The sequence below is a fragment of the Vibrio sp. JZG10 genome (assembly GCF_054064075.1).
Genome location: NZ_JBSUGE010000002.1, coordinates 147,015 through 170,757, shown reverse-complemented (window position 1 = coordinate 170,757; position 23,743 = coordinate 147,015). Strand labels below are relative to the sequence as shown.

At 42.7% G+C, this 23,743-nt stretch carries 19 protein-coding genes; 6 read left to right on the top strand and 13 right to left on the bottom strand.

From position 1 onward, the window contains the following. Nucleotides 1-12: 12 nt before the first annotated feature. A complete protein-coding gene (viaA, locus tag ACWYVB_RS03300) occupies nt 13-1,467 on the bottom strand; it encodes an ATPase RavA stimulator ViaA (RefSeq protein WP_012842207.1) in 1,455 nt (484 codons plus the stop codon). A 9-nt stretch (nt 1,468-1,476) separates the two neighbouring features. Further along, a complete protein-coding gene (locus ACWYVB_RS03295) occupies nt 1,477-3,138 on the bottom strand; it encodes an ATPase RavA domain-containing protein (RefSeq protein ID WP_145472985.1) in 1,662 nt (553 codons plus the stop codon). A 268-nt stretch (nt 3,139-3,406) separates the two neighbouring features. Here ACWYVB_RS03295 and ACWYVB_RS03290 point away from each other — a divergent pair, with 268 nt between their 5' ends. The 5 genes from ACWYVB_RS03290 (at nt 3,407) to ACWYVB_RS03270 (ending at nt 8,189) form a co-directional block, all read left to right on the top strand. Continuing rightward, entirely contained in the window at nt 3,407-3,922 is a 516-nt protein-coding gene (locus ACWYVB_RS03290; protein WP_005396403.1) for an NUDIX hydrolase, read from the top strand. A 22-nt stretch (nt 3,923-3,944) separates the two neighbouring features. Next, a complete protein-coding gene (gene ltaE / locus ACWYVB_RS03285) occupies nt 3,945-4,949 on the top strand; it encodes a low-specificity L-threonine aldolase (RefSeq protein ID WP_104972667.1) in 1,005 nt (334 codons plus the stop codon). A gap of 79 nt (nt 4,950-5,028) precedes the next feature. Then, nucleotides 5,029-5,349 (top strand): c-type cytochrome, encoded by a 321-nt coding sequence (locus ACWYVB_RS03280; protein ID WP_005396401.1) that lies wholly within the window; start codon nt 5,029-5,031, stop codon nt 5,347-5,349. A gap of 203 nt (nt 5,350-5,552) precedes the next feature. After that, complete coding sequence (gene yfcC / locus ACWYVB_RS03275; RefSeq protein WP_457527970.1) at nt 5,553-7,085, top strand: putative basic amino acid antiporter YfcC; 1,533 nt, start codon at nt 5,553-5,555, stop codon at nt 7,083-7,085. Nucleotides 7,086-7,193: 108 nt separating this feature from the next. Then, nucleotides 7,194-8,189: a succinylglutamate desuccinylase/aspartoacylase family protein gene (locus ACWYVB_RS03270; RefSeq protein WP_134645718.1), complete on the top strand. Its 996-nt coding sequence runs from the start codon at nt 7,194-7,196 to the stop codon at nt 8,187-8,189. A 198-nt stretch (nt 8,190-8,387) separates the two neighbouring features. On the opposite strand, the gene ACWYVB_RS03265 is transcribed toward ACWYVB_RS03270, so the two are convergent. After that, nucleotides 8,388-8,921 (bottom strand): lipocalin family protein, encoded by a 534-nt coding sequence (locus ACWYVB_RS03265; protein WP_457527968.1) that lies wholly within the window; start codon nt 8,919-8,921, stop codon nt 8,388-8,390. A 315-nt stretch (nt 8,922-9,236) separates the two neighbouring features. Between ACWYVB_RS03265 and ACWYVB_RS03260 the strand changes: the two genes are divergently transcribed. Next, on the top strand, nt 9,237-9,617 hold the full coding sequence (locus ACWYVB_RS03260) for a cystatin family protein (RefSeq protein WP_005396397.1): 381 nt from the start codon (nt 9,237-9,239) through the stop codon (nt 9,615-9,617). A 56-nt stretch (nt 9,618-9,673) separates the two neighbouring features. Here the strand turns inward: ACWYVB_RS03260 and ACWYVB_RS03255 are convergent, their stop codons facing one another. From ACWYVB_RS03255 to tssE, 10 genes are all read right to left on the bottom strand, one after another. Continuing rightward, a complete protein-coding gene (locus tag ACWYVB_RS03255) occupies nt 9,674-12,730 on the bottom strand; it encodes an AAA family ATPase (protein WP_457527966.1) in 3,057 nt (1,018 codons plus the stop codon). Nucleotides 12,731-12,739: 9 nt separating this feature from the next. Beyond that, entirely contained in the window at nt 12,740-13,873 is a 1,134-nt protein-coding gene (locus ACWYVB_RS03250; protein WP_457527964.1) for an exonuclease SbcCD subunit D, read from the bottom strand. Between the two features lie 323 nt (nt 13,874-14,196). After that, nucleotides 14,197-15,039, bottom strand: coding sequence for an NAD/NADP transhydrogenase subunit beta (locus tag ACWYVB_RS03245; protein ID WP_457527962.1), 843 nt, complete (start codon nt 15,037-15,039; stop codon nt 14,197-14,199). After that, a complete protein-coding gene (locus ACWYVB_RS03240) occupies nt 15,040-15,330 on the bottom strand; it encodes a PAAR domain-containing protein (protein ID WP_005375969.1) in 291 nt (96 codons plus the stop codon). It lies immediately after the preceding gene. An 11-nt stretch (nt 15,331-15,341) separates the two neighbouring features. Then, nucleotides 15,342-17,177, bottom strand: a complete 1,836-nt coding sequence (tssI, locus tag ACWYVB_RS03235; protein ID WP_258621813.1) for a type VI secretion system tip protein TssI/VgrG — start codon at nt 17,175-17,177, stop codon at nt 15,342-15,344. A 48-nt stretch (nt 17,178-17,225) separates the two neighbouring features. Further along, the gene (locus ACWYVB_RS03230; RefSeq protein ID WP_005375967.1) at nt 17,226-17,705 is read right to left on the bottom strand and encodes an Hcp family type VI secretion system effector; all 480 of its coding nucleotides are present in this window, start codon (nt 17,703-17,705) and stop codon (nt 17,226-17,228) included. Between the two features lie 208 nt (nt 17,706-17,913). Further along, nucleotides 17,914-20,481: a type VI secretion system ATPase TssH gene (gene tssH, locus ACWYVB_RS03225; protein WP_457527954.1), complete on the bottom strand. Its 2,568-nt coding sequence runs from the start codon at nt 20,479-20,481 to the stop codon at nt 17,914-17,916. A gap of 10 nt (nt 20,482-20,491) precedes the next feature. Next, on the bottom strand, nt 20,492-21,457 hold the full coding sequence (gene tssG, locus ACWYVB_RS03220) for a type VI secretion system baseplate subunit TssG (RefSeq protein WP_114322985.1): 966 nt from the start codon (nt 21,455-21,457) through the stop codon (nt 20,492-20,494). Continuing rightward, nucleotides 21,454-23,277, bottom strand: a complete 1,824-nt coding sequence (tssF, locus tag ACWYVB_RS03215; RefSeq protein ID WP_457527952.1) for a type VI secretion system baseplate subunit TssF — start codon at nt 23,275-23,277, stop codon at nt 21,454-21,456. The genes tssG and tssF overlap by 4 nt, the downstream gene beginning before the upstream one ends. Next, nucleotides 23,274-23,738, bottom strand: a complete 465-nt coding sequence (gene tssE, locus ACWYVB_RS03210) for a type VI secretion system baseplate subunit TssE (protein WP_012842186.1) — start codon at nt 23,736-23,738, stop codon at nt 23,274-23,276. The genes tssF and tssE overlap by 4 nt, the downstream gene beginning before the upstream one ends. Between the last annotated feature and the right edge of the window lie 5 nt (nt 23,739-23,743).

Below are 23,743 nucleotides of genomic sequence, written 5' to 3'. Positions count from 1 at the left end.
TTTCAATGTCACTTAGTAATTACCGACTCGTTTAAGCAGCCTGCCCACAACATTAGGATGATAAGACCACGTGTGATCAAACATCGACATCAATGCCGGGTTTCCGTATTTAGATAGGCTGATCGCGTGAAAACGGTTTTTCTTCGCTTTAAGCGCATCCACTTTGGCAAGCAACTCGTCTTGTTGTTTTGGTGCGATAAAGTCGGAAATGACCACCATATCGGCATTTTTGTACTTATCACCGCTCATCAAGTCGATAGATTTGATCAAAGTTGGCTCTAAGTCTGTACCACCATGGAAGCTATAAGTTAAAAAGTCCGCCGCCTCGCGCAGACCATCTTGTTTGGTTAGCTCATACGTAATGTGTTCCGTCGAAAAAATAATGACATAGCAATCACGTTGCTCCGCTAATGCAATTTGCATCAGCGCATAAGCCATGGCTTTGGCGCATTGTTCAGGAAACCCGCTCATTGAGCCGGACGCGTCCACGCACACAATAAACGGTCCTTTTTCGATATCTACCGCTTTGTTGTCAGGTCGGTGAGCTTTAACTTTACGTAACGTGCGCGATTTGCCCTGTGTACGGTAGTTCATAAGTCGTTTATCGACTAAGTGTTTATAGAACACGACCTCGAGTTCAGGATACGCCAAAAACATCGTTTCGTTGGGAAGTAGCTTATTTAAATCATCGCTTTCGTGAATGCCGACAATATCATCTGTCGCTTCATCACTCTTCTCTTCGATCATTTGTAGCTCTTCAGTAGGCGCGCGGTTAAGTTCGGGATCATTCACTTGCCCCGCCATACGGCCAAGTTGCTCGGCTATTTCTTGCAAGCCTTGGTGCTTCTTCAAAAACTCCGCATGGCGTTTCATCACTGTTAAGTCAGTTTTGCTCAACTTGGCAGATGCCATATCCCATAAGCGCCCTACACTTTCAGCATCACCCGACTCCGTGACCTTATCCATATTACGCATGGTCTCCATACGCTGATACAGGTCATTCAGCACTTTCTCTTTATTGGCCTCAAGCTCGCTTACTTGCGCTTGCTTAATCGCATCGGCTAGGCTTTGGTACCATTGATCACAGAAGTAATGTGGGAACATGGGATTATTCATCCCCTTGTTCTTCTCCATCATTCGGCGAGCCTGCATATAAAAAGCGGAGTGCCACTCAAGCTTTTTAATCACATCTTCGATGTTTTCGAAAAACGCCTCTTCATCCCAGTGAATGACCTCTTGATATAAAGACAGCTCTTGTTGGAAACGCTCTGTCTCACATACTTTGGTAATCCGTTTTTTAACACTGCCTCGCCACTTTAATAAGTGGCCTTTAACCGAAGATTTAACGCCTCGGTTTTCTGCCATCATCATGACTTGTGAACGCGCCATTAAATCATTAACTGCGCTATCGATGATGCCAGAGTCGGCTACCATCAGCGCAAGGTTAAGTCCGTCTGCACCTAGCATGTCGTCTCCTTATGAGAAAAACTGATGTAAGTTTTTAAAGCGTTGGATAACTTTCTCGCTTTCAGCTTGGATAGACTCAAGTCTCTGACTGACCTGCTGCAGACTCGACTCCATTAGGCGTGGTAATTCAGGATCAACAAAGCTATGCGGAAGCGCATCATGGAAATTCGCTTTTACCTTGCGCATATGGTGCTCTGCTTCACTGAGTTGATTTACGGCTTTTTCACTCTGCGTTAACCACTTTTGGTAAAGCTCTATATCCAAACCCTCTTGAGTCACTAAGCTCACCAGAATGCCTCGGTTTGCGATATCACGGATAACTAGGTTATTTGCGGCATCAACATCAAATCGTAAACGGCACATGTTGGTGTTTTGATTGACGTAGCCATACACATCACCGTGTCCTTCTTTGATGACTCGGTCTAGTTCATCTTTTGGCACGTATACCCAGCGGCTATCGCCTTTCTCTGATTCTGAAACCGACATGTTGCTTTGCAAAATAACCAGTTTAACTAAGTTAACGGCTGCGCCAACTTTGTAGGTCTTAGCTTTAGAGGTATCAAAGCGCATGGTTTCTTTGCGCAAAATACCCGTTGCCGCTTCAGACGTTAACGTCATGCGGTAGGCATCTTCAAGTTCATGCTGAACATCGACCAAAGACTCGCGACAGTATTCAATTTCCTGTTCGGCGTCTTGTTGGTCAAATGCATGTTTTAGGGCGAACTCTTGTACCACTTCGCGTACCACGTCTCGCGATTCAGGGCTGTTCCATAAACAATCTTGCAGCAACAGTAGATCAAGTGGGTTGATTTCATCGCGTCCATTAAAAAACGCGCTCGCTTTTAGCAATTTCACGGCTTTCTTCCAGCGGCGGTCAGACACATACATGTCGGTATTAGCGACATCGCCAAACTGAGCTTCGACTTTGCTTTCTAACATCGTTTTAAGCTGGAAAAGCTTCTCGAATGCATTATCGGTTAACGTCAGCTTGTCGAGCTGCTGTTGCCATTGATGATATTCTTCATCTGTTATTGCTAGCCCTTCTGGCACTTGTGCCTCTTGTGACGTGCCTACCGTCAACATCGACTTAAAGTTTTGTTTATTCTGAATTCGATTCACAAACACACGCACCAACATACGGTCGTAAAGTGCATCCAAACCGCTGTCTTCATCTGGCAGTTCATTGGAAGCCGATACCAACAAACGCATTGGCACACGTTCAATATCGCTGCCATTTTTGAACGTTTTCTCATTGACCACTGTCAGCAATGTATTCAGAATGGCGGGGCCCGCCTTCCAGATTTCATCTAAAAATACGACTTGTGCGGTTGGCAAATACCCTTTAGTTAAGCGAACATAACGACCGTTATCTTTGAGTTCTTGAATACTCAGTGGCCCAAAAACTTCTTCAGGTGTTGAGAATCGAGTCATCAGGTATTCAAAGTAACTGCTATTATCGAACGCTTGGATAAGTCGCTTGGCAATTAAGCTTTTTGCAATGCCAGGTGGGCCTAAAAGAAAAACACTTTCACCAGCAAGTGCCGCAAGGAGGCAGAGCTTGATGGTATGTTCGCGTTCATAAACGCCATCCGTTAACGCTTTAGCCAACTTGTTGATGCGTTCTGAGAGAAGCGCTTTTTCGGCATTTGAGGCAAATAAGGTTTGTGTCATACGTTCTCCGGCTGCTGAACTGGTATAGCGTTAACATTTTTATACACTTGTTATAACTTTGTTACAAATGTATTTTGTTGAATTCCCCTTATAGCAGATGCTTACCCCCTTCTTTAGCAAGCAATCAAAGTTTCCATTTATGAGACACAGCTCACTGAAAGTGCAAACGCTTTCGTCGTGTTGCAACATTTTTTGCTTTTGTTTCCCACCATTTGTGGTTAATGTCGAAAAACGTCAAAATGCGGTAACAGCTAGGGTTAATAACTGCATGAGCAAAATAATTCATAAATGGAAGCAAATTTCTCTGATTGAAGAAGAGGTTATGCTTCCTACAGGACAGGCAATTACGCACACCACAATCCATCACCCGGGCGCTGCGGTGATTCTCCCGATTACAACGGAAGGAGAGATAGTCCTTGTCCATCAATTTCGCCCTTCACTTAATAAATGGCTTTTGGAGCTTCCTGCTGGTACAAGAGAAGGCAATGAAGACCCTCTCTGCTGCGCGAAAAGAGAGCTAGAAGAAGAAACGGGCTATAGTGCAGAAAAATTCACCTCTCTCGGCCAAGTCACTCCCCTTGCCGGATTTTGTGATGAGATACAGTACCTATTTGTTGCTGAGAAGCTCAGCCAAACCAACCGTTACGAATGTGATGAAGATGAAGTGATTGAGGTTGTTACCTTGTCACTCCAACAACTCGAAGACAAGATTATTGATGGCACAATTACCGATGCCAAAACGATCGCTTGTTTAAGCAAAGCGCGCCTTTGCGGATATATTTAGGACTTTGACCAAGGAGACATTCATGGATTTTCGATCAGATACCGTTACACAGCCTACCCAAGCAATGCGAGAGGCCATGTTTAAGGCCCCCGTTGGGGATGATGTTTATGGTGATGACCCTACGGTCAATGAGCTTGAGGAGTTTGCCGCAGAGCTTGCAGGATTCGAAGCGGCTTTGTTTACCACTTCAGGCACGCAAGCCAATCTGCTCGGCCTAATGGCGCATTGTGAACGCGGAGATGAATATCTGTGTGGGCAGCAAGCACATAACTACAAGTACGAAGCTGGCGGCGCAGCAGTACTTGGGTCAATTCAACCTCAACCAGTCGAAAATAACCCAGATGGCACACTCCCATTTGATAAACTGGCAGCGGCGATTAAGCCAGATGATTGTCACTTTGCTCGTACCAAGCTGCTCAGCTTAGAAAACACGATTAATGGTAAAGTGCTGCCTCTGTCTTACTTAGCAGAAGCTCGTGACTTCGTGAATAAGAACAATTTGAAGATGCATCTCGACGGCGCTCGCGTTTTTAATGCAGCCGCTGCGCTTGATGTTCCGGTAAAAGAAATCGGTCAGTATTTTGATTCAATGACGATTTGTCTGTCGAAAGGTTTGGCTGCCCCTGTTGGTTCGTTACTGCTTGGTAGCAAAGAGTACATCGCAAAAGCACGTCGCTTAAGAAAGATGGTCGGCGGTGGTATGCGTCAAGCGGGTATTCTTGCCGCAGCAGGCAAACTCGCCCTTACCGAACAAGTGGAACAGCTAAAACAAGATCATACCAACGCAAAAACCTTAGCGGAAGGTTTAGCTGAACTGCCTGGTTTTTCAGTCAACCCTGAATTTGTTCAAACGAATATCGTATTCGCGAAGCTTGATCCTCAAGTGGACATAGTAAATATCGCTGCGAAACTAAAGGAACAAAATATCACGATAACACCTGGAAACCCCATTCGTTTCGTGACTCATAAAGACATTTCAGCGCAAGATATCGACAATTTCTTATCAAGCATTAAATCTCTGCTTTAGTTTGATTTTGATCATTGAGCTTCCCCTAAGGGGAAGCTTTATTGTATCGATATGACTTTTTAGCGAATAGACAATCTTCATGTTCAGATTTGTACTTCTAACCTCTCTTATTTTCTCTTCCGCTAGCCATGCCGCGCCTTTTGGTGATGCTGATAAAGGTAAAATCAAATCCCCTAGCTGCGTCTATTGTCATGGTGCAACAGGCGTCGCAGGTAATGATGCCTATCCAAATCTTGCAGGTCAAAATGCCCAGTATCTATACGATGCGATGAAGTCTTACCAAGCAGGCGAACGTAAAGGGCCGCTTGCCGAAATGATGGGCGCACAATTAAGAATGTTAAATGATGAGGATCTTCGTGATGTCGCTGCATTTTATGCAGAACAGACGCAAGACAAATGATTTGTTTATCTCGGCTCACAACAAGAGCTTGTGAGCCCTCGACCCGAGCCAAAACATTTAACCAAACTTTGCTTGTAAAATAATCACAATGACTTCACTTCAAATATTTGATGAATTTATAGTTCAATATTTCCATTAATGTTGACTTTTTATTCTGTTTTATTGATATTTCATGCTTCATTGAATTTAACGTGAAGTAAGTTATGTCTCACACACATGCGCAACCAACGGACTCGGTTGCTACACCCAAATCATGGCAGATGCCAGATACCCTCATTTTGATCTTCATTGTTGGTATTCTCGCTGCGATTCTTACCTACTTAATTCCTGCTGGCCATTTTGACAGTCAGCAAGTGACTTATATGGTCGATGGTGCAGAAAAAACTCGCACGGTTATCGATCCATCTTCTTTCTCTTATGCAACTGACGAAAACGGTGAATTGGTTTACAACGAGGTTGGCCTGTTTGCTTCTGGTGGTGGCATTGGTTTAATGAACTTCCCATTCGAAGGGCTAGTTTCAGGCTCTAAATGGGGCAGCGCGATCGGCGTGATTATGTTCATGTTGGTTATCGGTGGTGCTTTCGGCGTTGTAATGCGAACAGGCACCATCGACAACGGTATCTTGCGCCTTATCGATAAGACCAAAGGTAACGAAGCGCTATTCATTCCAGTGCTATTTTTGCTGTTCTCTCTGGGCGGTGCGGTATTTGGTATGGGTGAAGAAGCCGTAGCATTTGCGATTATTATCGCGCCGCTTATGGTTCGCCTTGGTTACGATGGTATCACTACGGTAATGGTGACCTACGTGGCGACTCAAATTGGTTTCGCAACATCTTGGATGAACCCTTTCTCTGTTGCTATTGCACAAGGTATTGCGGGAGTACCTGTTTTATCCGGCATGACAGTGCGCATGGGGTTATGGGCTGGCTTTACGTTAATCGGTATCGCCTTCACCATGATCTACGCCGCTCGCGTGAAGTCAAACCCAGAACTTTCTTACAGTCACCGCACAGACAAATACTTCCGTCAGCAAGAGCTTGGCAATCAAGATTCTCGTTGGAATATCGGAGATACACTCGTCATTCTTACGGTCATCGCTACCACAGTATGGGTTGTTTGGGGCGTAGTGGCTAACGCATGGTACATCCCAGAAATCGCTTCTCAATTCTTCACTATGGGCTTTGTTGTCGCGATCATCGGTACGATTTTTCGCTTAAACGGTATGACGCTCAACTGCGCAGCCGATGCGTTTAAAGAGGGGGCGGCTATTATGCTTGCTCCTGCTCTATTGGTTGGTTGTGCGAAAGGTGTGTTACTTATCCTAGGTGGCGGTACGACCGATGAAGCGAGTGTACTGAATTCTATTCTGAACAGTGCTGGCGGCGTGATCAGTGGGCTTCCTGACGTAGCTGCGGCATGGTTAATGTATGTATTCCAATCTATCTTCAACTTCTTCGTTACTTCCGGATCTGGACAAGCGGCACTGACGATGCCTTTATTAGCGCCATTGGCGGATATTGCAGGTGTCACGCGCCAAGTTGCCGTTTTGTCATTCCAACTTGGAGATGGTTTTACCAACGTTATCGTCCCTACTTCAGCATCCTTGATGGCAACACTTGGTGTCTGCCGCATCGACTGGGGTGACTGGGCAAAATTCTGCTGGCGATTTATCCTATTACTCTTTACCCTGTCGAGTGTCGTCGTTATCGCAGCTCACATAATGGGGTTTGCGTAAAACGAAATCAATTGGCACAAGGCGAGACACGTTCTCGCCTTATTAATACTCTTCGTATGGCGACGTTAAGGTTTTAGATTGGCTTATGGTTTTGGAGTGGTAACTTTAATGGCAACACAACTTCTCGATGACATGATTCAAGGTCATCAAGTGATTCAATCTCTCAATGTAGCAGACCTAGGTCCGGGTGAGCATAAGTTTTGGTTCCGCATCGCGACCAACGCGATCTCTCAGTGGCAACATCTTCCTGTTTTGGTATTCAAAGGTGAAAAACCTGGCAAGAAAATCATGATCACCGCAGGGGTTCATGGTGATGAATATAATGGTGTGTTAGCAGCGCAGAAGACCGCTAGAGAACTCATTGGCACTGAAGTCGCTGGTACTGTCACTATTATTCCAACCATTAACATGCCAGGTATGCTAAACCACAGCCGCGATTTCTATTCCGCAGACCCGGATGCGTCTCCTGCAAACTTAAACCGCTTTTTCCCTGGTGACCAAAACGGCAATGAGGCACAACGCTACTTATATGCATTGTGGAATGATCTGCTCAAACCAAATGCTGATTTAGCCATTGACCTTCACACTCAAACCAGTGGTGCGGCCTATCCACTATACGTGTTTGCAGACTTCCGAATTGAGCAATCATTAGAAATGGCTCGTCTCATTAATCCTGATGCGATTTTAAATGATCCCGGAGATGCAGGCGTCCTTGAAACAGTTTGGAATAACCATGGTGTCCCAAGCATTACGGTTGAAGTGGGTATGGGGCGCTACACAGAGCAAAAACTCATTAGTCGAACCGTATCAGGCATTTTTAATGTGTTGAAGCAGCATAACGTCGTAGAAGGTGAGATAGAGCCTATCACTTCATGCTTGGAAGGAAACGAGATCGTCAGTGTGAAAGCGACACATGGCGGCTTTGTACTACCTCATGTTGGTTTGATGGATTTTGTCGAGCAAGGCCAAATGGTTGCTATTCAATACGACAGCTTTGGCACTGAAGTTGAGCACTACACTGCCCCAACAAGTGGTACAGTGCTCAGCCACAATGTGGAATCTATTCGGGCGCCTGGCTCTCTGATCGTTCGTTTGATTAAGTAAACCATAACCGTTTGTCGATAGATCCACCTTTCGACGCTCACTCAAATTTATATAAGCCCCATCACGAGTAATCACAAATGATGGGGCTATATTTTTGATTACATGAGGTTACAAGGTAACAAAAATATTCCAAGCAAAACTCAAAACCGCGAGACAGAAACTTCGCTTCTGTTGATTTTAGAAGTCACATTGATGAACTTAAAACTGTCGTCCACTCTCTTGATCAACGAGAATTAGCTCATCTAACGCGAAACCTTTCTCTTTAGCAACCTGCTTAAAACGCTCCAGGATTTTCTCATCAACGTTGGGTGTTCTAGACAATAGCCACAAGTAATCGTGGTTGTAACCAGAGACAAACGCATAGTCATAGTTTTCACCTAGCTCAAACACAATGTAAGAAGAATAGATTGGCCCAAAAAAGGAGACTTTTAAGTGCGCAACCGTTTCGTCTTCAACAAAATAAGCTTTACCTTCAGCTTCGGACCACTGTTGATCTTCTTCTGAATATCCGCGGTTTGTCACCTTAACCCCACCATCCTCGCGAAGCCGATACTCGGCCGTAACGTTGGATAGACCACGCTCAAACGAATGATCGAGCCGTGCGATTTCGTACCACTTGCCTAGATAAGGCTCTAAATCAAAATAGTTAACTGGCTCCACCCCATCAGGTTTAGAGGTACAGCCAAATAAAGTAACAAGTGATAAAAGTAATAATGTTTTTAGCGATTTCATACAACACCTAAATTTGATTTAGTGATTGATTTTACTGTAGAAGGTAGCAAATCGATCACTAAGTCGCACTACTGTCCCAAAGGTACGTAGCTACACATCACAGTTCTTCATTATCAATAGCATTGCTGAACACCAAAACCTCGTTATGTCAGCAATTCCCTAACAATATTGTTCTATGTTTTACTTACAAGTTGGTCATACTTGTATATTTTGTCAGCATTTAACCGTATGCATATAGAAATTTTGCACAATATAGACATACGCTGTCATATCCCCCTCCTATAATACGTCGCGATATAGACAGAGGTTATTGTTATGAAATTAAAAACAGTGTCAGTTTGTGCACTTTTGGTATTGCTTGCAGGTTGCCAGCAGGAAAACCCAAGCCAAGCGACACAATTAACAACCTCGGCAGATGTATGTAATACACAAGGAAACATGCCAGGTGGGTGGAATGAGTTTAATGCTACCCCTGATGCACAAAAGGCAATGGCTTTTGTTTTGAAAAGAATGGACACAATAGCGTCGTTCAAACAAATACTGAACGTTCACGCGCAAATCGTTAGCGGCGTCAACTATGCCATTGAGTTTGAATTGGATGATGGCTCTATTTGGAATACAGTTGTTTATCGCAACCTAGATGGTGAGTATGCGATTACCCAGTCGCCAAAAGAAGGCCACTTTTGCGAACAGTAGCGATTAAGTAAGAAAGCCCCTAGATAGGGGCTTTGGGGTTTGTGATAGCAACTGAATTAGACAGCGAAGTTACATTGAGATTTGACCGATACTATCGAACCGACTCTTGATGGTTCAACATCAATCCTCTGCGCCATTTGTTCTTTTAACTCAGAAACGTGAGAAATAACACCGATCATGCGTCCAGTCTGTTGCAAATCCACTAGCGTTTGAATGGCGAGATCCAAAGATTCTGGGTCTAAACTACCGAAGCCCTCATCAATGAATAAAGTGTCTAAACGGATACCACCACTATAGGATTGCACAACATCCGACAAGCCAAGCGCCAAAGCAAGCGCTGCCATAAACGATTCACCACCGGAAAGTGTCGCAACATCACGTGTTTTTCCTGTGTAACCATCTTCAACCATTAAATCTAAGCCGCGACCCGCAGCGCCTTTGAAGCCCTCTGTTTTTCGAGCAAGAATATAGCGCCCTTTACTCATGAGGCTTAAACGTTGAGAGGCCTGAATTAAAACATCATCCAACAGTACACCAAGAACAAAGCGATGTAGGCTAACCCTGCTGCCTGTTTTACCGCTGGCAACGTCGTATAACGTACCAAACACTTTGTACTCTTCTTCTAACTTGCTATTTTTCTCATGCAGCGTAGCAATATCTTTACGAACTTTTTCAATTCGCTCAAAGGTTGAGCGCGTGGTATCGAGCTGATTCCTTACTTCAATATACTGCGCCTGCAGAGTGGTTAAGCTGTCGTTAAGCGAATCCAAGTCCGGTCTTTCAAGCGCTTTCAATGCATGGTTTAAATCATGTAGTGTTTGTTCAAGCTTGGTTTGTGTCTGTTTGAAGTTGTCTATTTCTTTCTGCCACGCTTGAAGCTCATCATCTGTCACTCTGCTATTTAGATAACTGCTTTCATCCTCAAATTTACTCGCCTGTAATGCCTCATTCCACGCTAATTCTGCTTGGCTAAGCTTTCGTTCTGACTCAGATAGCCACTGCTTGTTCGTCACTAACTGACTTTCAGCATTCGATTGCGCTAATACCGCTTGCTGCAAAGCGTTTTGCGCCTTTTCTAAACCTGTATTCAAGGTCAGAATTTGCTCTTTTGTGAGCGAAATGTCACGCTCAAGCGCATCAACGGAACTGTATTTCGGATCAATGGAAGCTTGTAATTGAGTCAAGTGTTCTTGGTTTGCTTGAACGGTTGATTCATTTGCCGCCATTTGATTCTGCAGCTCATGAATTTTATTTTCACCCACTAAGCAGCGTTGATTAAGCTGTTCAACGTTCTTTTCTAGCTTTTCAATATCAATAGATTGTAGACGTAGAAGTTGATCATTAAGCGCCTGCAACTCAGTTTGAACCGTTGAGATCTCAGATGCTGCATGCTCACCAAGCTCTTCTTTCAACTGGTCGATTTGATTCTGATGCTGAATAATGACAACGTTATGTTGTTCTTGCTGATTACTTAGCTGGTTCAGTGAGGTTTGAGCTTCTCTTTCTTTCACTCTGGCAGCCTGAACTTGCTCTTTTGTAACGACTTCTTCAACAAACGTCGCAGGGTTAGGATGCGCTTGGCTGCCACATACCGGACATGCTTCACCTGCCTTTAGTCGCTGCGCTAATACTGCCGCTTGAGCGTTGTGCCACTTAAGCTCTATCGTATCAGCGGCTTGTTGACACTGCATATAGCGCTGACTGGCTTCCTGTAATGACTGCTGCTTGCTTACGGTTAACGCCGTGAGTTTAGAGAGCTCCAAAGTAAGACCATGCAGCTTTTGTAGATCCTGTAGTAGTCGTTGTTTTTGTTTTATTTCCGCATCGATGCTGCCAACAAGCGCAACATCTACTCGGGCTTGCTCTAGATCTTTCTGGCCCTGTTGCGCCTGAAACGCCAACTTGTCTTTCAGCTCTATGTACTGTTTTAACGTTGCTTCAAATTGTTGCTTTTGTTGATGACCTGCCGTTATTTTTCTTTCCAAGTTGGCTTTTTCAACCAACTTGTCTTTCATGCTTTCAAGTTGATACTGCAGTTGCGTTAACTGTGGGACTTTTGCCGCGGCTTCTTTTGCACTTTGCTGCAAGTTTTCTTTTTCTTTCGTAACAGCATTGGCTTTATCAAGGCTCTCTTTCAAAGCAACTATTTTTTGTCTGAGCTCTTGAGTTTGAGCTTTTGCATTCTGTAATGAAACGTAGGGTAGTTCTATCTTATTGGCATTTTTAGCGTTTTCTAATTGCTGTTGACGAACTTTTATCGAGTCTGAGTGTTCTAGATGCAGCTTGAGTGCGTTTTCTGCTTGCTCTCGTTTCGAAAACTCTCCATTAATAGTTTCCGCTTTTTGCAATTCAGATTTAGCAACATTTAGCTTATCTAACGAAGCTTGTTCTTTCTTTCTATCGACCTCTAGCTGCTCAGCTGCTTGTTCAAACTGGTGTAATAATTCCTGCTCTGAACTCACTCCTGCAACTTGTAAAGCGCCTCGAATTTGATTATCAAATTCATCTTTCGCTTTACTGATTGCGCTCGCTTTATCTTTGAGCGCGTACTCAATTTTTTTATATATGTCCGTTTGAAAGAGCTGACCAAAAATTTCTTCGCGCTCTTTAGAACTAGCAAGCAACAGCTCCCGGAATTTTCCTTGAGGCAATACCATTACTTGGCGAAATTGCGTTTCATTCAAACCAATAATATTGCTCACTTCTGTTTTAACTTGAGTCGTCTTGCTAGTGATGAGCTTTTCGGTCTCGCCGAGTTCATAAAGAGCCGCAGTGTGCTTTTTTACCGTCATCCCTTCACCACGCGCTTTGGGCGCTTCCTGCTCTGGAGATCGCACAACTCGGTATTGTTTGCCATGTAACGAAAATTCTAGAACGACTTCAGTTGGTAAATCTTGCGCCGATAAGTCACATCGCATCTGGATGCCTTGCCGCTCATTACTGGTAGTTTCACCGTAAAGGGCAAAGCAAATGGCATCTAAGATCGACGTTTTACCTGAGCCTGTAGGACCATTAATCAAAAACAGAGGGTTACGGCCAAGCTTTTCAAAGTCAATGACTTCGGTTTTTGCAAACGGACCAAAGGCTTGCATGGTAAGTTTAATTGGTTTCATCTTTGGTCCCTATTGCTGTGATAATTGCTTAATAATGTCAGTAACGGCTTGTTCTTGCTCTTGGGATAATTGACTATCTTGTGCCTCAATAAAAAAGTCTCGGAACATATCAATTTCGCTTCGGGCCAACTTTGCTTGCGCCATTTCCTGCTCTACCCCAATTAACATACCCGGTTTCTCAAGATGTAAAACGTTTGGATACACCGAACGAAGCTTTTCCATTGGATTTAAAATCGCATGTTTATCCATCAAACGAACTAACAAATAATCTTCATTTTTAGGGTCAGTCTTGCCCTGCTCTATGACTTTATCTAGCTCTCCCTCAACAATGCGCATTTCATGAGGGGCAATTAGCTCAATATGTTTAGCAGAGACAAATCCTTTCTTGTCTAGTTCGACTAACGTGAAGCCTTTCTTCTGGTTCTGTTCACCAAAACTGTACTTCATGAGCGAACCAGAATAACGGATATGCTCTGCGCCTTTCTTTTGAGGCTGATGTAAATGACCAAGTGCGACGTAGTCGAAATCCAAGAAATGCTCATGACTTACGCGATCAGAGCCACCAATAGATAGTGGTCGTTCAGAGTCAGACTCAATAGCACCATCAACAAAACAGTGGCTAACGAGAACACGCCTTTGCTCTGAAATGAAATGCTCTCTTATTTGCTCTACAAGCAGTTGATGTGCCTTATCATGAGTTGATACCGAGGTTTTGTAGGCGAACCTGACCTGTTCAGGGTCGTTATAAGGCATGCCATAAAACGCTACCTCACCCGCAGAGTCCGTTTTTATGATGATGGGAGTTAGCATATCTTCAAAGTTACTAACAATATGAAGGCCTGCATTTTTCATTTGCTCTGAGCCAAAACCTAATCGTTCTGCACCATCATGGTTGCCAGATATCAATATCATCGGTGTTTTCAGTTCAGTACAAATACGCTTCACGACTCGATTTAGCAGTTCTATTGCAACCGTTGGTGGCACCGAACGGTCATAAATATCTCCCGCCACTACAACGGCATCGACGGGGTTGTGTTCAATATAGTTAATCAGTTGTTCGAGTACTGCTTGTTGATCTTCGAGTAGTGATACATTGTGGAATTGTCGACCAAGATGCCAATCTGAGGTGTGGATAAACTTCATTCGAATTCACTTTCTGCCAAATCTTTAAGCCAGGTTTGCTTCTGCAAGAATCCGAATTTCAGCCGTGTAAACATCAGAGTATTACGCGACTGGCTGAATCTGGCACAAACCAAAGCTCAATATATTTAATTTGGGTTAGGATATCTTGAGTCGAACAGCTTTTCATGTAGTTTATGTTCTATGGTTCATTATTTCACCGGAAAGCGAGAAGAACGTTGTATAAACACCTTTTAAGCAACATTAAGCGATGGTCTCGAATAAAAAAACCGTCACATTTAAACCATTAAAAACCAACGTTTAGAAGGGACAAACTAGCTCAAGAACTACTCGTCGTTATGCCAATTGTATAGAACTCCCACCGTATAACCATCTGGCTCGATATCAGCTTGCAAAACGTGGAAGTCTGAGTTGAGGCTGCTTCTTTGATGCTCCTCAATCATTAACACTTTTAGAACACCTCCGCATGCGCCCAGCCCTCCTAGTTTAACATCAATAAATTGATACTGAGTTTGATCGGTCACCCAGGGAGACAAGAGTTGCATAGCATTTAACCATCGAGGCTCATCTCCATCAATGGATAAATGCAACTCACTAAGTGAGTGATCACACCCTACTCCAAGTTGTTTAAACACTTTATCGACAGCAATGCTTTGTTGTTTGGTATCTAAATCAATTCGAACATCATCAGTAACAAGGCCGGACTGTTGAAAAAAGCACTTCGTCAAAATGATCGAGTTTTGAGATTTGGCATGCTTTTCTGCATCGCGAGCAATTTCTATAGCCAGTATCCAAGTGGCTTGTGTTTCATCAACTTCACGGTTTATCCGATTTAGCGCCATCAAGAACGCCGCTTGACCATAAGGATAAAAATAAATTTCTCTATTGGCAGAGTTACCAAGGATAAGAGAAAACTCGTTTATCAATGCCTTAAGCAAGCTTTTATCTACCGAAGACGGTAAAAGAACACAGATATTCCCTTTGATATCACTTTGCTCCAGTATCTCGCGCTTAGAGCGCACAAGATTTAATATCTGCTCATACAGTGATTGATCAGGATAGGATCTTGGTGTTTCTGCGGGCAATCTAAAACATTCGTTAGCTATATCACGAACAGTGTATGGCCTGCCATTAATGGCAAGAAGATGAGTTTGAAATGCGAGTGGCATCTAGCCTCCGATTAAAACCGTAGGCATGCCAGACAGAATTTTACCACCATGAGACGTTGAATCCCCGACCCTTGCCGCTGGCTTACCGTTGATTGTAACGCTAGAAGAGCCTGCTGAGATGCTATCCGGAGGACCTATACAGATAAGCTTATCTCCCTGCCTAGCTGCTGGAATGCCGCCAATTGTCACGTTTGGCGAGCCAACTACGACGGGGCCACCTACATGAGGAATTTTTCCTGTTTTTTTAGGACAAAGATGAAAGCTGCCCAATATTGCGGCTGGTTTACCCACTTTAAATCACCTTAGTTCAATGAAATTTGCCCAGCTTTAAGAGCGATAGCAGAGCCGTTAATAGATATTTTATTGCCTTTGATGTTGATTTCTCCGGAACTAGACATCTGAATCGAAGCGCCACCGACTTTGATCTCGATACTCTTTCCTGCATTAAAAGACAGCACTTCACCCGTTTCATTAGAAAAATTTTTACCTACTTTCAAGGTCGCATTCTTGCCAATCTCTTGATTGACATCATTCGTCACTTTTTCGGTTTTACTGTTTTCAACGGCAATATCAACACAGTCTTCAACTAGCATTTGGAAAAGTTTTTCGGCATGAAGATAGATGTGTTCTTCACCGGGTTTGTCATCAAAGCGCAACTCATTAAAATTAGATGTGCCTTTTTGTACAGAACGCGATTTATAACCACTTTGAGAGCTTTGCTCTGGTAACGTGTAGGGAGGGAGTTGACTACCATTGTACAGTGACCCCGTAACAATTGGCTGGTCAGGATCGCCATTGACAAACTCGACGATGACCTCTTGTCCTACTCTAGGATGAAACACCGAGCCCCAACCGTTACCCGCGATATTTTGCGCAACACGAATCCAACATGAGCTGTTTACATCGTATTTACCAACACGATCCCAGTGAAACTGAACTTTAATACGACCGTGTTTGTCTATGTAAATTTCGCCATCTTTGTTTCCCGTTACCACTGCGGTTTGCAAACCTTTCATTTGAGGTTTCGGATAGTTCACTGAAGGGCGAAGGATTGTTTTTGAGTCAACACAACTAAATGATACTTTGACACCTTGCGCAGTAGTGCCACCTTGACCAGTCTGATTATAAACAGCCGCAGATAAAAAAACGGAGGACAGTACGTATTCTTTGCCGACTCGAGACTTATCTTCATGCTTTTTAAACTTAAAGCACTTTCCCACACTGAACGTTCGACACGTTGCCTCACCACGGCACAGATATGCGTTTTGCTGTAGTGCTTCTATAGCGTGCGTGTTTCTAAGTGCGTATTGATCATCACTTTCCGTTTCACCCATGTATTCAAAATACTCGCTTTCAGGCACGGTAAAAAAATCACTTTCACCCTTGGCAGTATTTTTAGGATTAGACGAAGGCTTAAGCATGTTATAGCCAGACTTTTGGCTTGCTTTCGTCGTCAAAACTTGGGTTTCATGCCAAGAAGAAATATGACTAGACTTAGCCGTACCTGTATCAAAATCGACTAAAAACTCTGTACCCGGCTTATAGAAACTGATGTCGTCAAAAATCTTAAGCGTGTGGACAGACTTAGTGTGTGTGAAACAGAACGATAGCCCTTCTTCTGACAATAAGCGTCGGACAAATTCAAGGTCTGACTCTTCATATTGCACTTTGTATGTGTATTTAGGGTACGACTTAGTTAACTCAAAACTAAAGGCAACACTATGCTCCGAGAGTACTTCGGAGATAATTTCTTTTATATCTTTATGCTGAAATATTCTGCAATTTTTTCTATAATCGGCGAAACGTAATTTAGGTTCTATTAATAACTCTATATTTTTATAATTCTCACCATTATGAGTATTAGAAACTCGTTGCCCTTCTAATCTTGCAGCAGATACATAACCATGTATATAACGAGGTTTTGAAGAAACATCCTCACTATTTTCAAGGGTAATTGTTACTTCTTTACCAATTATTTCGTTTAACTCACTTCGTTGATCATTAAAGTAAGCTTTAGCACGCAATGAAAAAAGTTCTGAGATCTCTTCTCTATACTCAAATGAGTTTAGTATGATGGCATCTTTTCCGAATGGAGAGGAAATTCGGATGAAATTGTTATCTTGAGTTGCTCTTTTCATTAAATACTTCTTTCAAAAAATGCGGGGGAATATTCCCCCGCATAAAAATTACATTTGTTGACCTTTAACACCGCTGTAGCCGTATACCAATGGCGCAGAAGTGTTGTTTTTATCGTCAGTAGGAGTCACTGTCATCATCATTTCAGTGTAAGAAATAGTGATGGTTTCAACTGGACGATCATCCTGGATAGAAACTGAGTAATTAGAAATCATCGCATCAGTCAGTTCGATCTTCATGATTTCTTCAACTTTCTCACCCTGCTTAGTAATATGGAAAACCGCAGGTTTACCTTTACCAATTGTCGCTTCTTTAAATAAGTCAGGAGAAGAACGGTCTTGAAGTTTAGTGATAGTCAAATCATATAGACGAGTAGCGCTCGCTTCACGGTCCATCGCTGTACCAGTGTATGATGAGATCTCACGACCTACACTCCAATCTACAGATAGTAGTGTAATCAAATCTTTATATTGCTCGGCAGTTGCCTCACCCTTAATATCTGCGTATTTAAGATACGTATTAGACTGCATGCTAATCTCCTATAGCATTATTAATTGACATATATCGTAGTAATTTAATTATCTGACGTTTGATGATAATTAGTGATTAATGTATCAAAAACTTCATTTTAAATACGCCCTGTTATATCTTTAAACAAGACTTAATTTAAGCGTTTTTTATAAAAAATAATAGTTAATATGAACTAACTCCCAATTATTATTGAGAGTGTAAAGGATGTTAAACTATTGAGACATCAAGTCCACTAGTTGTACCTTTAACAATAATTTCATCAAACGTCTTATCATTAAGAATTGCATGCAATATTTCATGAGAAATCTTAGGAAGTAATGTGTTTTCTATGGTTGTCTGTACCACACGTGCACCGCTCCCCGACTCATCACTATTGTCTACAATATCATTAATTAGTTCTTCATCAAAAAATAGGTCAGCGCCGTAGTTTTTACGAATTCGATTCGTAACTTTGGCTAATTTTAATTTTGTTATTTCTATCAATACTTCTCTTGATAGAGGCAAATAAGGTAATACATTAACACGTCCTAAAAATGCAGGTTTAAAGTCAACCAACAAATCGTCACGCAAAGCATCTTTTAGTGCTGAAGGTTCTGGAGATAAATCAGGATCAGAATACAAAGACATCGTCGTTTCTGTCCCTGTATTCGCGGTCATAATAATAATAGTGTTTTTAAAATCTATATCGCGACCTTCACCATCTTTAATTGAGCCTTTATCGAATACCTGATAAAAAATATCTTGAACTCCAGGGTGCGCTTTTTCCATTTCATCCAAGAGAATCACACTATAAGGTTTGCGTCTGACGGCTTCAGTAAGTACACCACCTTCGCCATACCCAACATAACCTGGAGGAGAGCCTAATAATAAGGAAACTTTGTGCTCTTCTTTAAACTCGGACATATTGATAGTTGTGACATTCTCTTCACTGCCGTACACTTTCTCTGCAATAGCTAAAGCAGATTCAGTTTTACCCACTCCACTTGGTCCCGTGAGAAGAAATACACCATTTGGTCGTGTCTCATCCGTGAGCTGTGCACTGGCAGTTTTTATCACTTCAGACATGACTTCCAAAGCGTGATCCTGTCCGACAACTCGTTTACACAAACTCTCTTTCAAACTCAGTACAGCTTGGATTTCATCATCCTGAAGTTTGCCCAGTGGTATCCCGGTCCAATCTGAAATTACTTCTGCAATAAGCGCTTCATTGACATGCGAAAATACTAATGGCTGCGAGTTAGCGGAGAGGCTACTTTCGAGCTCCTGTAACTTGTCCTTAGCAGTCTCAGAACCCTCCTTGATTATTTGAGCTCTAAGTGACTTAGCTTCACTTACCCACTCTTTTTCTTTCTCCCACAGCATCTCTAGTTCAACTATTTCACTAGATAGAACATCAATTTCTTTTCTGACATCTTGCAACTGCATATCAAGAGGTGCACCTAGCTGACTTTCTTGGCTTAGGTGCTCATACTCAGCTTGCTTAGCTTTTAGTTTATTCCTTTTCGCATCTAGACCTCCCGGTGTAGACGATTGACTTAACGCGACTCGCGAGCAGGCTGTGTCTAAAACAGACACAGCCTTATCTGGCAGTTGTCGGCCATTAATGTATCGAGCTGAGAGTTGAACGGCAGCATTGAGAGCCTGGCTAGTGATGTGGACGTCATGGTGTTGTGCCATTACATCAAGTAAACCACGTAACATCTCGACCGCAAGCTCAGGCGCTGGCTCGTCGACCTTCACTACTTGAAAGCGTCTGGTAAGAGCCGCGTCTTTTTCAAAATACTTTTTATATTCTGCCCAAGTTGTTGCTGCGATCGTTCTGAGTTCACCTCTCGCTAACGCTGGCTTTAGAATATTCGCTGCATCACCTTGTCCTGCTTGTCCCCCACCACCAATCAGACCATGTGCTTCATCGATAAACAAAATAATGGGTTGTGGTGCGTCGTTAACTTCTTTCACAAGGTTTTTAAGTCTGTTTTCAAACTCACCTTTCATGCCAGCACCAGCTTGCAATAACGCCAGATCCAAAGACTTAATCGCTACATTTTGTAGAGCAGGAGGTACATCGCCATCAATAATCTTTTGCGCCAAACCTTCAACAACGGCTGTTTTTCCAACGCCAGCTTCACCAGTTAGAATCGGGTTGTTTTGTCGACGTCTTAATAAGATGTCGATCATTAAACGGATTTCATTGTCTCTACCAATAACCGGATCTATCTTACCTTCCCTAGCCTGCTCAGTAAGATCTGTTGTAAATTGATTCAGCGCAGAATTCGCGTTTGATTTCCCTAGGTCATTCGATCCTGATTGACGCGTATTACTTTCTTTAAAGTTCAATAACCGAGATGGTTCTATCTTGTTTAACTCAGGGCTAATCGAACTAGCCATGTTGACTAACGTATCATCAGACAAGTAGGCAAATAAAAGATGAATGCAATCCAACTGCTCCTGATTGAACTCAATCGTTGCCGATAGCAAAGCATTTTGCATCACAGTCACTGTGTGAGCTGAAAGACCTGGGACCGATTGACATCCCGTTTTGTATTTTTCAAGTGTCTTTTGAAGATCAGTTTCAACCTTGATTTTATCGACATCAAATTCGTCGAAAACTTCCGAGTAAATATCGGCAGGGTGTTGAATAATCGTCATTAACCAGTGAGACATTTCAATACTGTGATGGGTTCGAGAGCTTGCCATCGCAGCTGCTTGTTCAAGTGTTTCCTTAGCCTGAGGAGACAATCTTTCGACCAACGCTGAAAGTGAGAGTGAAGCCATTATGTTTCCTTTAAATAGTAATTGTTATGGTTCGATCTTTTGTGCGTTTATGTTTTTTAAGTACAGAACCAACACCTAATTGACCATGTTTTTTTGATAAACAAACTTGAGGTAATAAACTATGTTTGGTGGTGAGCTGCCATTTCACTTGCTTATGCTTACCAATAAATTCATAAGCCGCACGTTTAATAATTTCTACATTTGGATGGTTAGGCAGTAATTTACTAACCAGATCTTTGTGCTTTGGCAGAAACTCGATCGTTGTTCCTGCGTTTATATTCCAAGCTTTCGAGCCTAAGGATGCTCCGGAACCAAGTTGAGCAAACTGCCCTTCAGGCATAGTTCGAGATGAAAGACGTGTTTGCTCTTCTTTTGCAAGATGTAGCCACTGCCCTTGAAACTCATGAATCTTTACTTGGCATCCAGATAAACATTCAAGAACACTTTTTAGTCCAGCTTTGCTTCTCGTCGGTGAAGCAAAAACACCACCATAATGCAGGGACAACGAACTACCCTGGCCAGTTAATGCCGACTTACAATCTTCTAAAGGTGAACGTAATCCCTGTGCATGAGCACGAGACTGAACGGTCAATTGACTTAGTTGCCAGCATCGATAGTAAAGAGACAGTAAACGATGGTTAAAAATATCGTAGAAGTCCACCATTGCCGTATCGCCTTCTTTTTGACGATGTAAAGCTAACTCGCTGTAGTGCTGAGGAAGCACCCCCTGCTCACCCGTTAGGCCTATTAAATTGGTTTCAAGTGCTAGCTTGTGGCTATCAATATGTTTTAGATCGCAAAGCTGCGCATTTTCAAAACCTAACGATGGATTGACCTTTAAGTTTAGTTTTTCATGCTTCGGTAGAGCATCTGTCCCTATTTGTGCCTCGGCTTGCAAGATCTCGTGTTCGATAAGGTGAATTGCTTCAAACAACGGATGTTGCTTTAGATCTCGATAAAATTGCTCCGCGCTCATAGCAACACCTTATCGCCAGTTAATGCAGGCCATATGTGGAAGGGCTTTCCCGTTGACTTAAGTCTTATTTCTAGCTGCGTAAAAATGTTAATTTCAGCATATTGTGCAAAGTAAACGGATAGCACACTACCTAGGAGGAAGATTTGCTCTTTAGGTAAAATTTGATCAGAAACTGTCAAAATGATTTTTATACCGTGCGCAAAACCAACTTTACCTTTCTGACTGACTCTACCTGTAGTCGGCTCGAACTCTAGCTTCGCTAAAGCATCAATTACCGCTTTCGTTTCTGCTGTCCCAGAAAACGCGTAGAGATTCAGGGTTTGCTTCAAAGTTGTTAATCCATCTTCTTCGGTAAAGTGGTTTAAAGTTAGAAGCTTAGTTAGCTGCCATCGTGTACTTTCATCCATTTCTGGCCGGAGGGTTTCTGATATAGAAACTAAACAACGAACTGACTCGAAGTTGTCATTTACTTCCGGCAAAGAGACTTTTGGAAGACCGCCTCCAAATGGAAGCTTCTGCGCTAAATTACGATTGCAGCACTCAGCTTCAACGTACATTAACCAGTTTTCTCGGCTCTCTGGACTGAACAATTGATGCCTTTTATCAACAAAAGAAATGTACGTTTCCCTACCCGGCTCATCGTATCCACCAGCCCAGTTTTTATCCTCACGTCTCATCAACCAATAAATTTCACTGGCGTTCATATAATGCGTGTGCTCACCAGCGTGATAACATGGCAGGTTGTGATACGTTTTGTTCCAGTTTCTCAATGTTACGTCAGAAATAGAGACAACCTCGTTACTCTCGGCTTCCTGGTATTGCGGTGATAAGTGGTAATCGTACTCGGTTGGTAGAATACGCTTTGGCTCCATAACACTTTTAAATAAGTTTACGACTGGCACACAACCAACCATCAAGCTCTCTTCATCCACTTGCTTAGGAAGCCAATCATCATTGGTATCAAAGTAAAAATACAGCTCAACTTGCTCTCCAAGAGCTAGTTCTGATAATCCGAGTTCAGTGATATCAAAGAACATGAACTTCTCAGGAAAGTGCAGATACTCAACAAGTAATCTTGCTCCCGAAAAGCTTCTCTTACTGTATGGAACAACCTTCTCATCTTCTGAAAATCCCACTTCAATAAGATGCCTTTTCGTTAAAGAACGGACTTCTTTGCCACCCGCAACGACAGATAAACCAATTAGATTTTGAAATAGCATTTGGTAAAGTTTAAACGTCAACTGAGATTGCCCGTTTAAATAAAAGCGCAACCGTTCTAATCCCATTTCACTCAGAGATGTCTCTTCATCTTGGGCGGTGAGCTGGATTTTCAGAACTGAATGAGCATGGCTTTCCCATTGGGAGCCCACCGATTTAAGCGGTGCGTTTTTGAAAGCGCCAGAGGTCACATCAACAGGGTACATTCTGACCGGATAACAGGTTCTAAACTCGCATTCGTGGTATCCAGGAGCACCGATAACGACTCGCTCACCTTCTTCTACGTCAAAAAAAGAGGAAGTGGAGCTAGAGCAGTTCATCTTAATGACGGACATTGATGGAATTGGTGCGTGAAAATCCGGATATAACTGCCCCATCAAAGATTCAGTGAACTGAGGATAACTATTGTCTAAACTTTGTCTAATCCTTGCCGTTAGAAATGCACAGCCTTCTAGCAATCTTTCTACATGTGGATCGTCAACCTGCTCCTCACTGATACGGAGTCTCGCAGCGATCTTAGGATACTGCTCCCCAAACTCTTGTCCTTTGTGACGTAAATAAGCTAACTCGCGATTATAGTATTTGAGAAACTCTTCACTCATTTCGCTCTACTCAGTTTCATACCTAAATTTACCGGCTCGACTTCAGAATTGAATCGCACTTCATGAATGCTGTTATCAATTAAGCAAGTGGCGCTGATTTGTAACCTCAACACCCTATCAATAGCGTTTTTCTCGTCCGAAATCTGGACATAAGGATTCCTTAACCTAGGCTCGAACTCTTTAATTGCATCATGAACAATGTCACAAAGCTGATTCTGCCCCTCTTGGCTGCTATAAGGCATAGAGGAAAAATCTGGCAGACCATAATTCAATATTGAATAGCGAACCTCTAAAAGGTCATCAGGAATGTTTTTCCATCCGATACGACTATTTAACATAGACTCCAGATCTCTAAGCAAGCTGTTCAACATCTGTTGTTGGCTCGTAGGGAAATCTTTTTCATCTCTAGTTGAAGGATCACTATCCATCAATTTGTCCAGCAGAGAAACGGTTAAAGACATGTTCT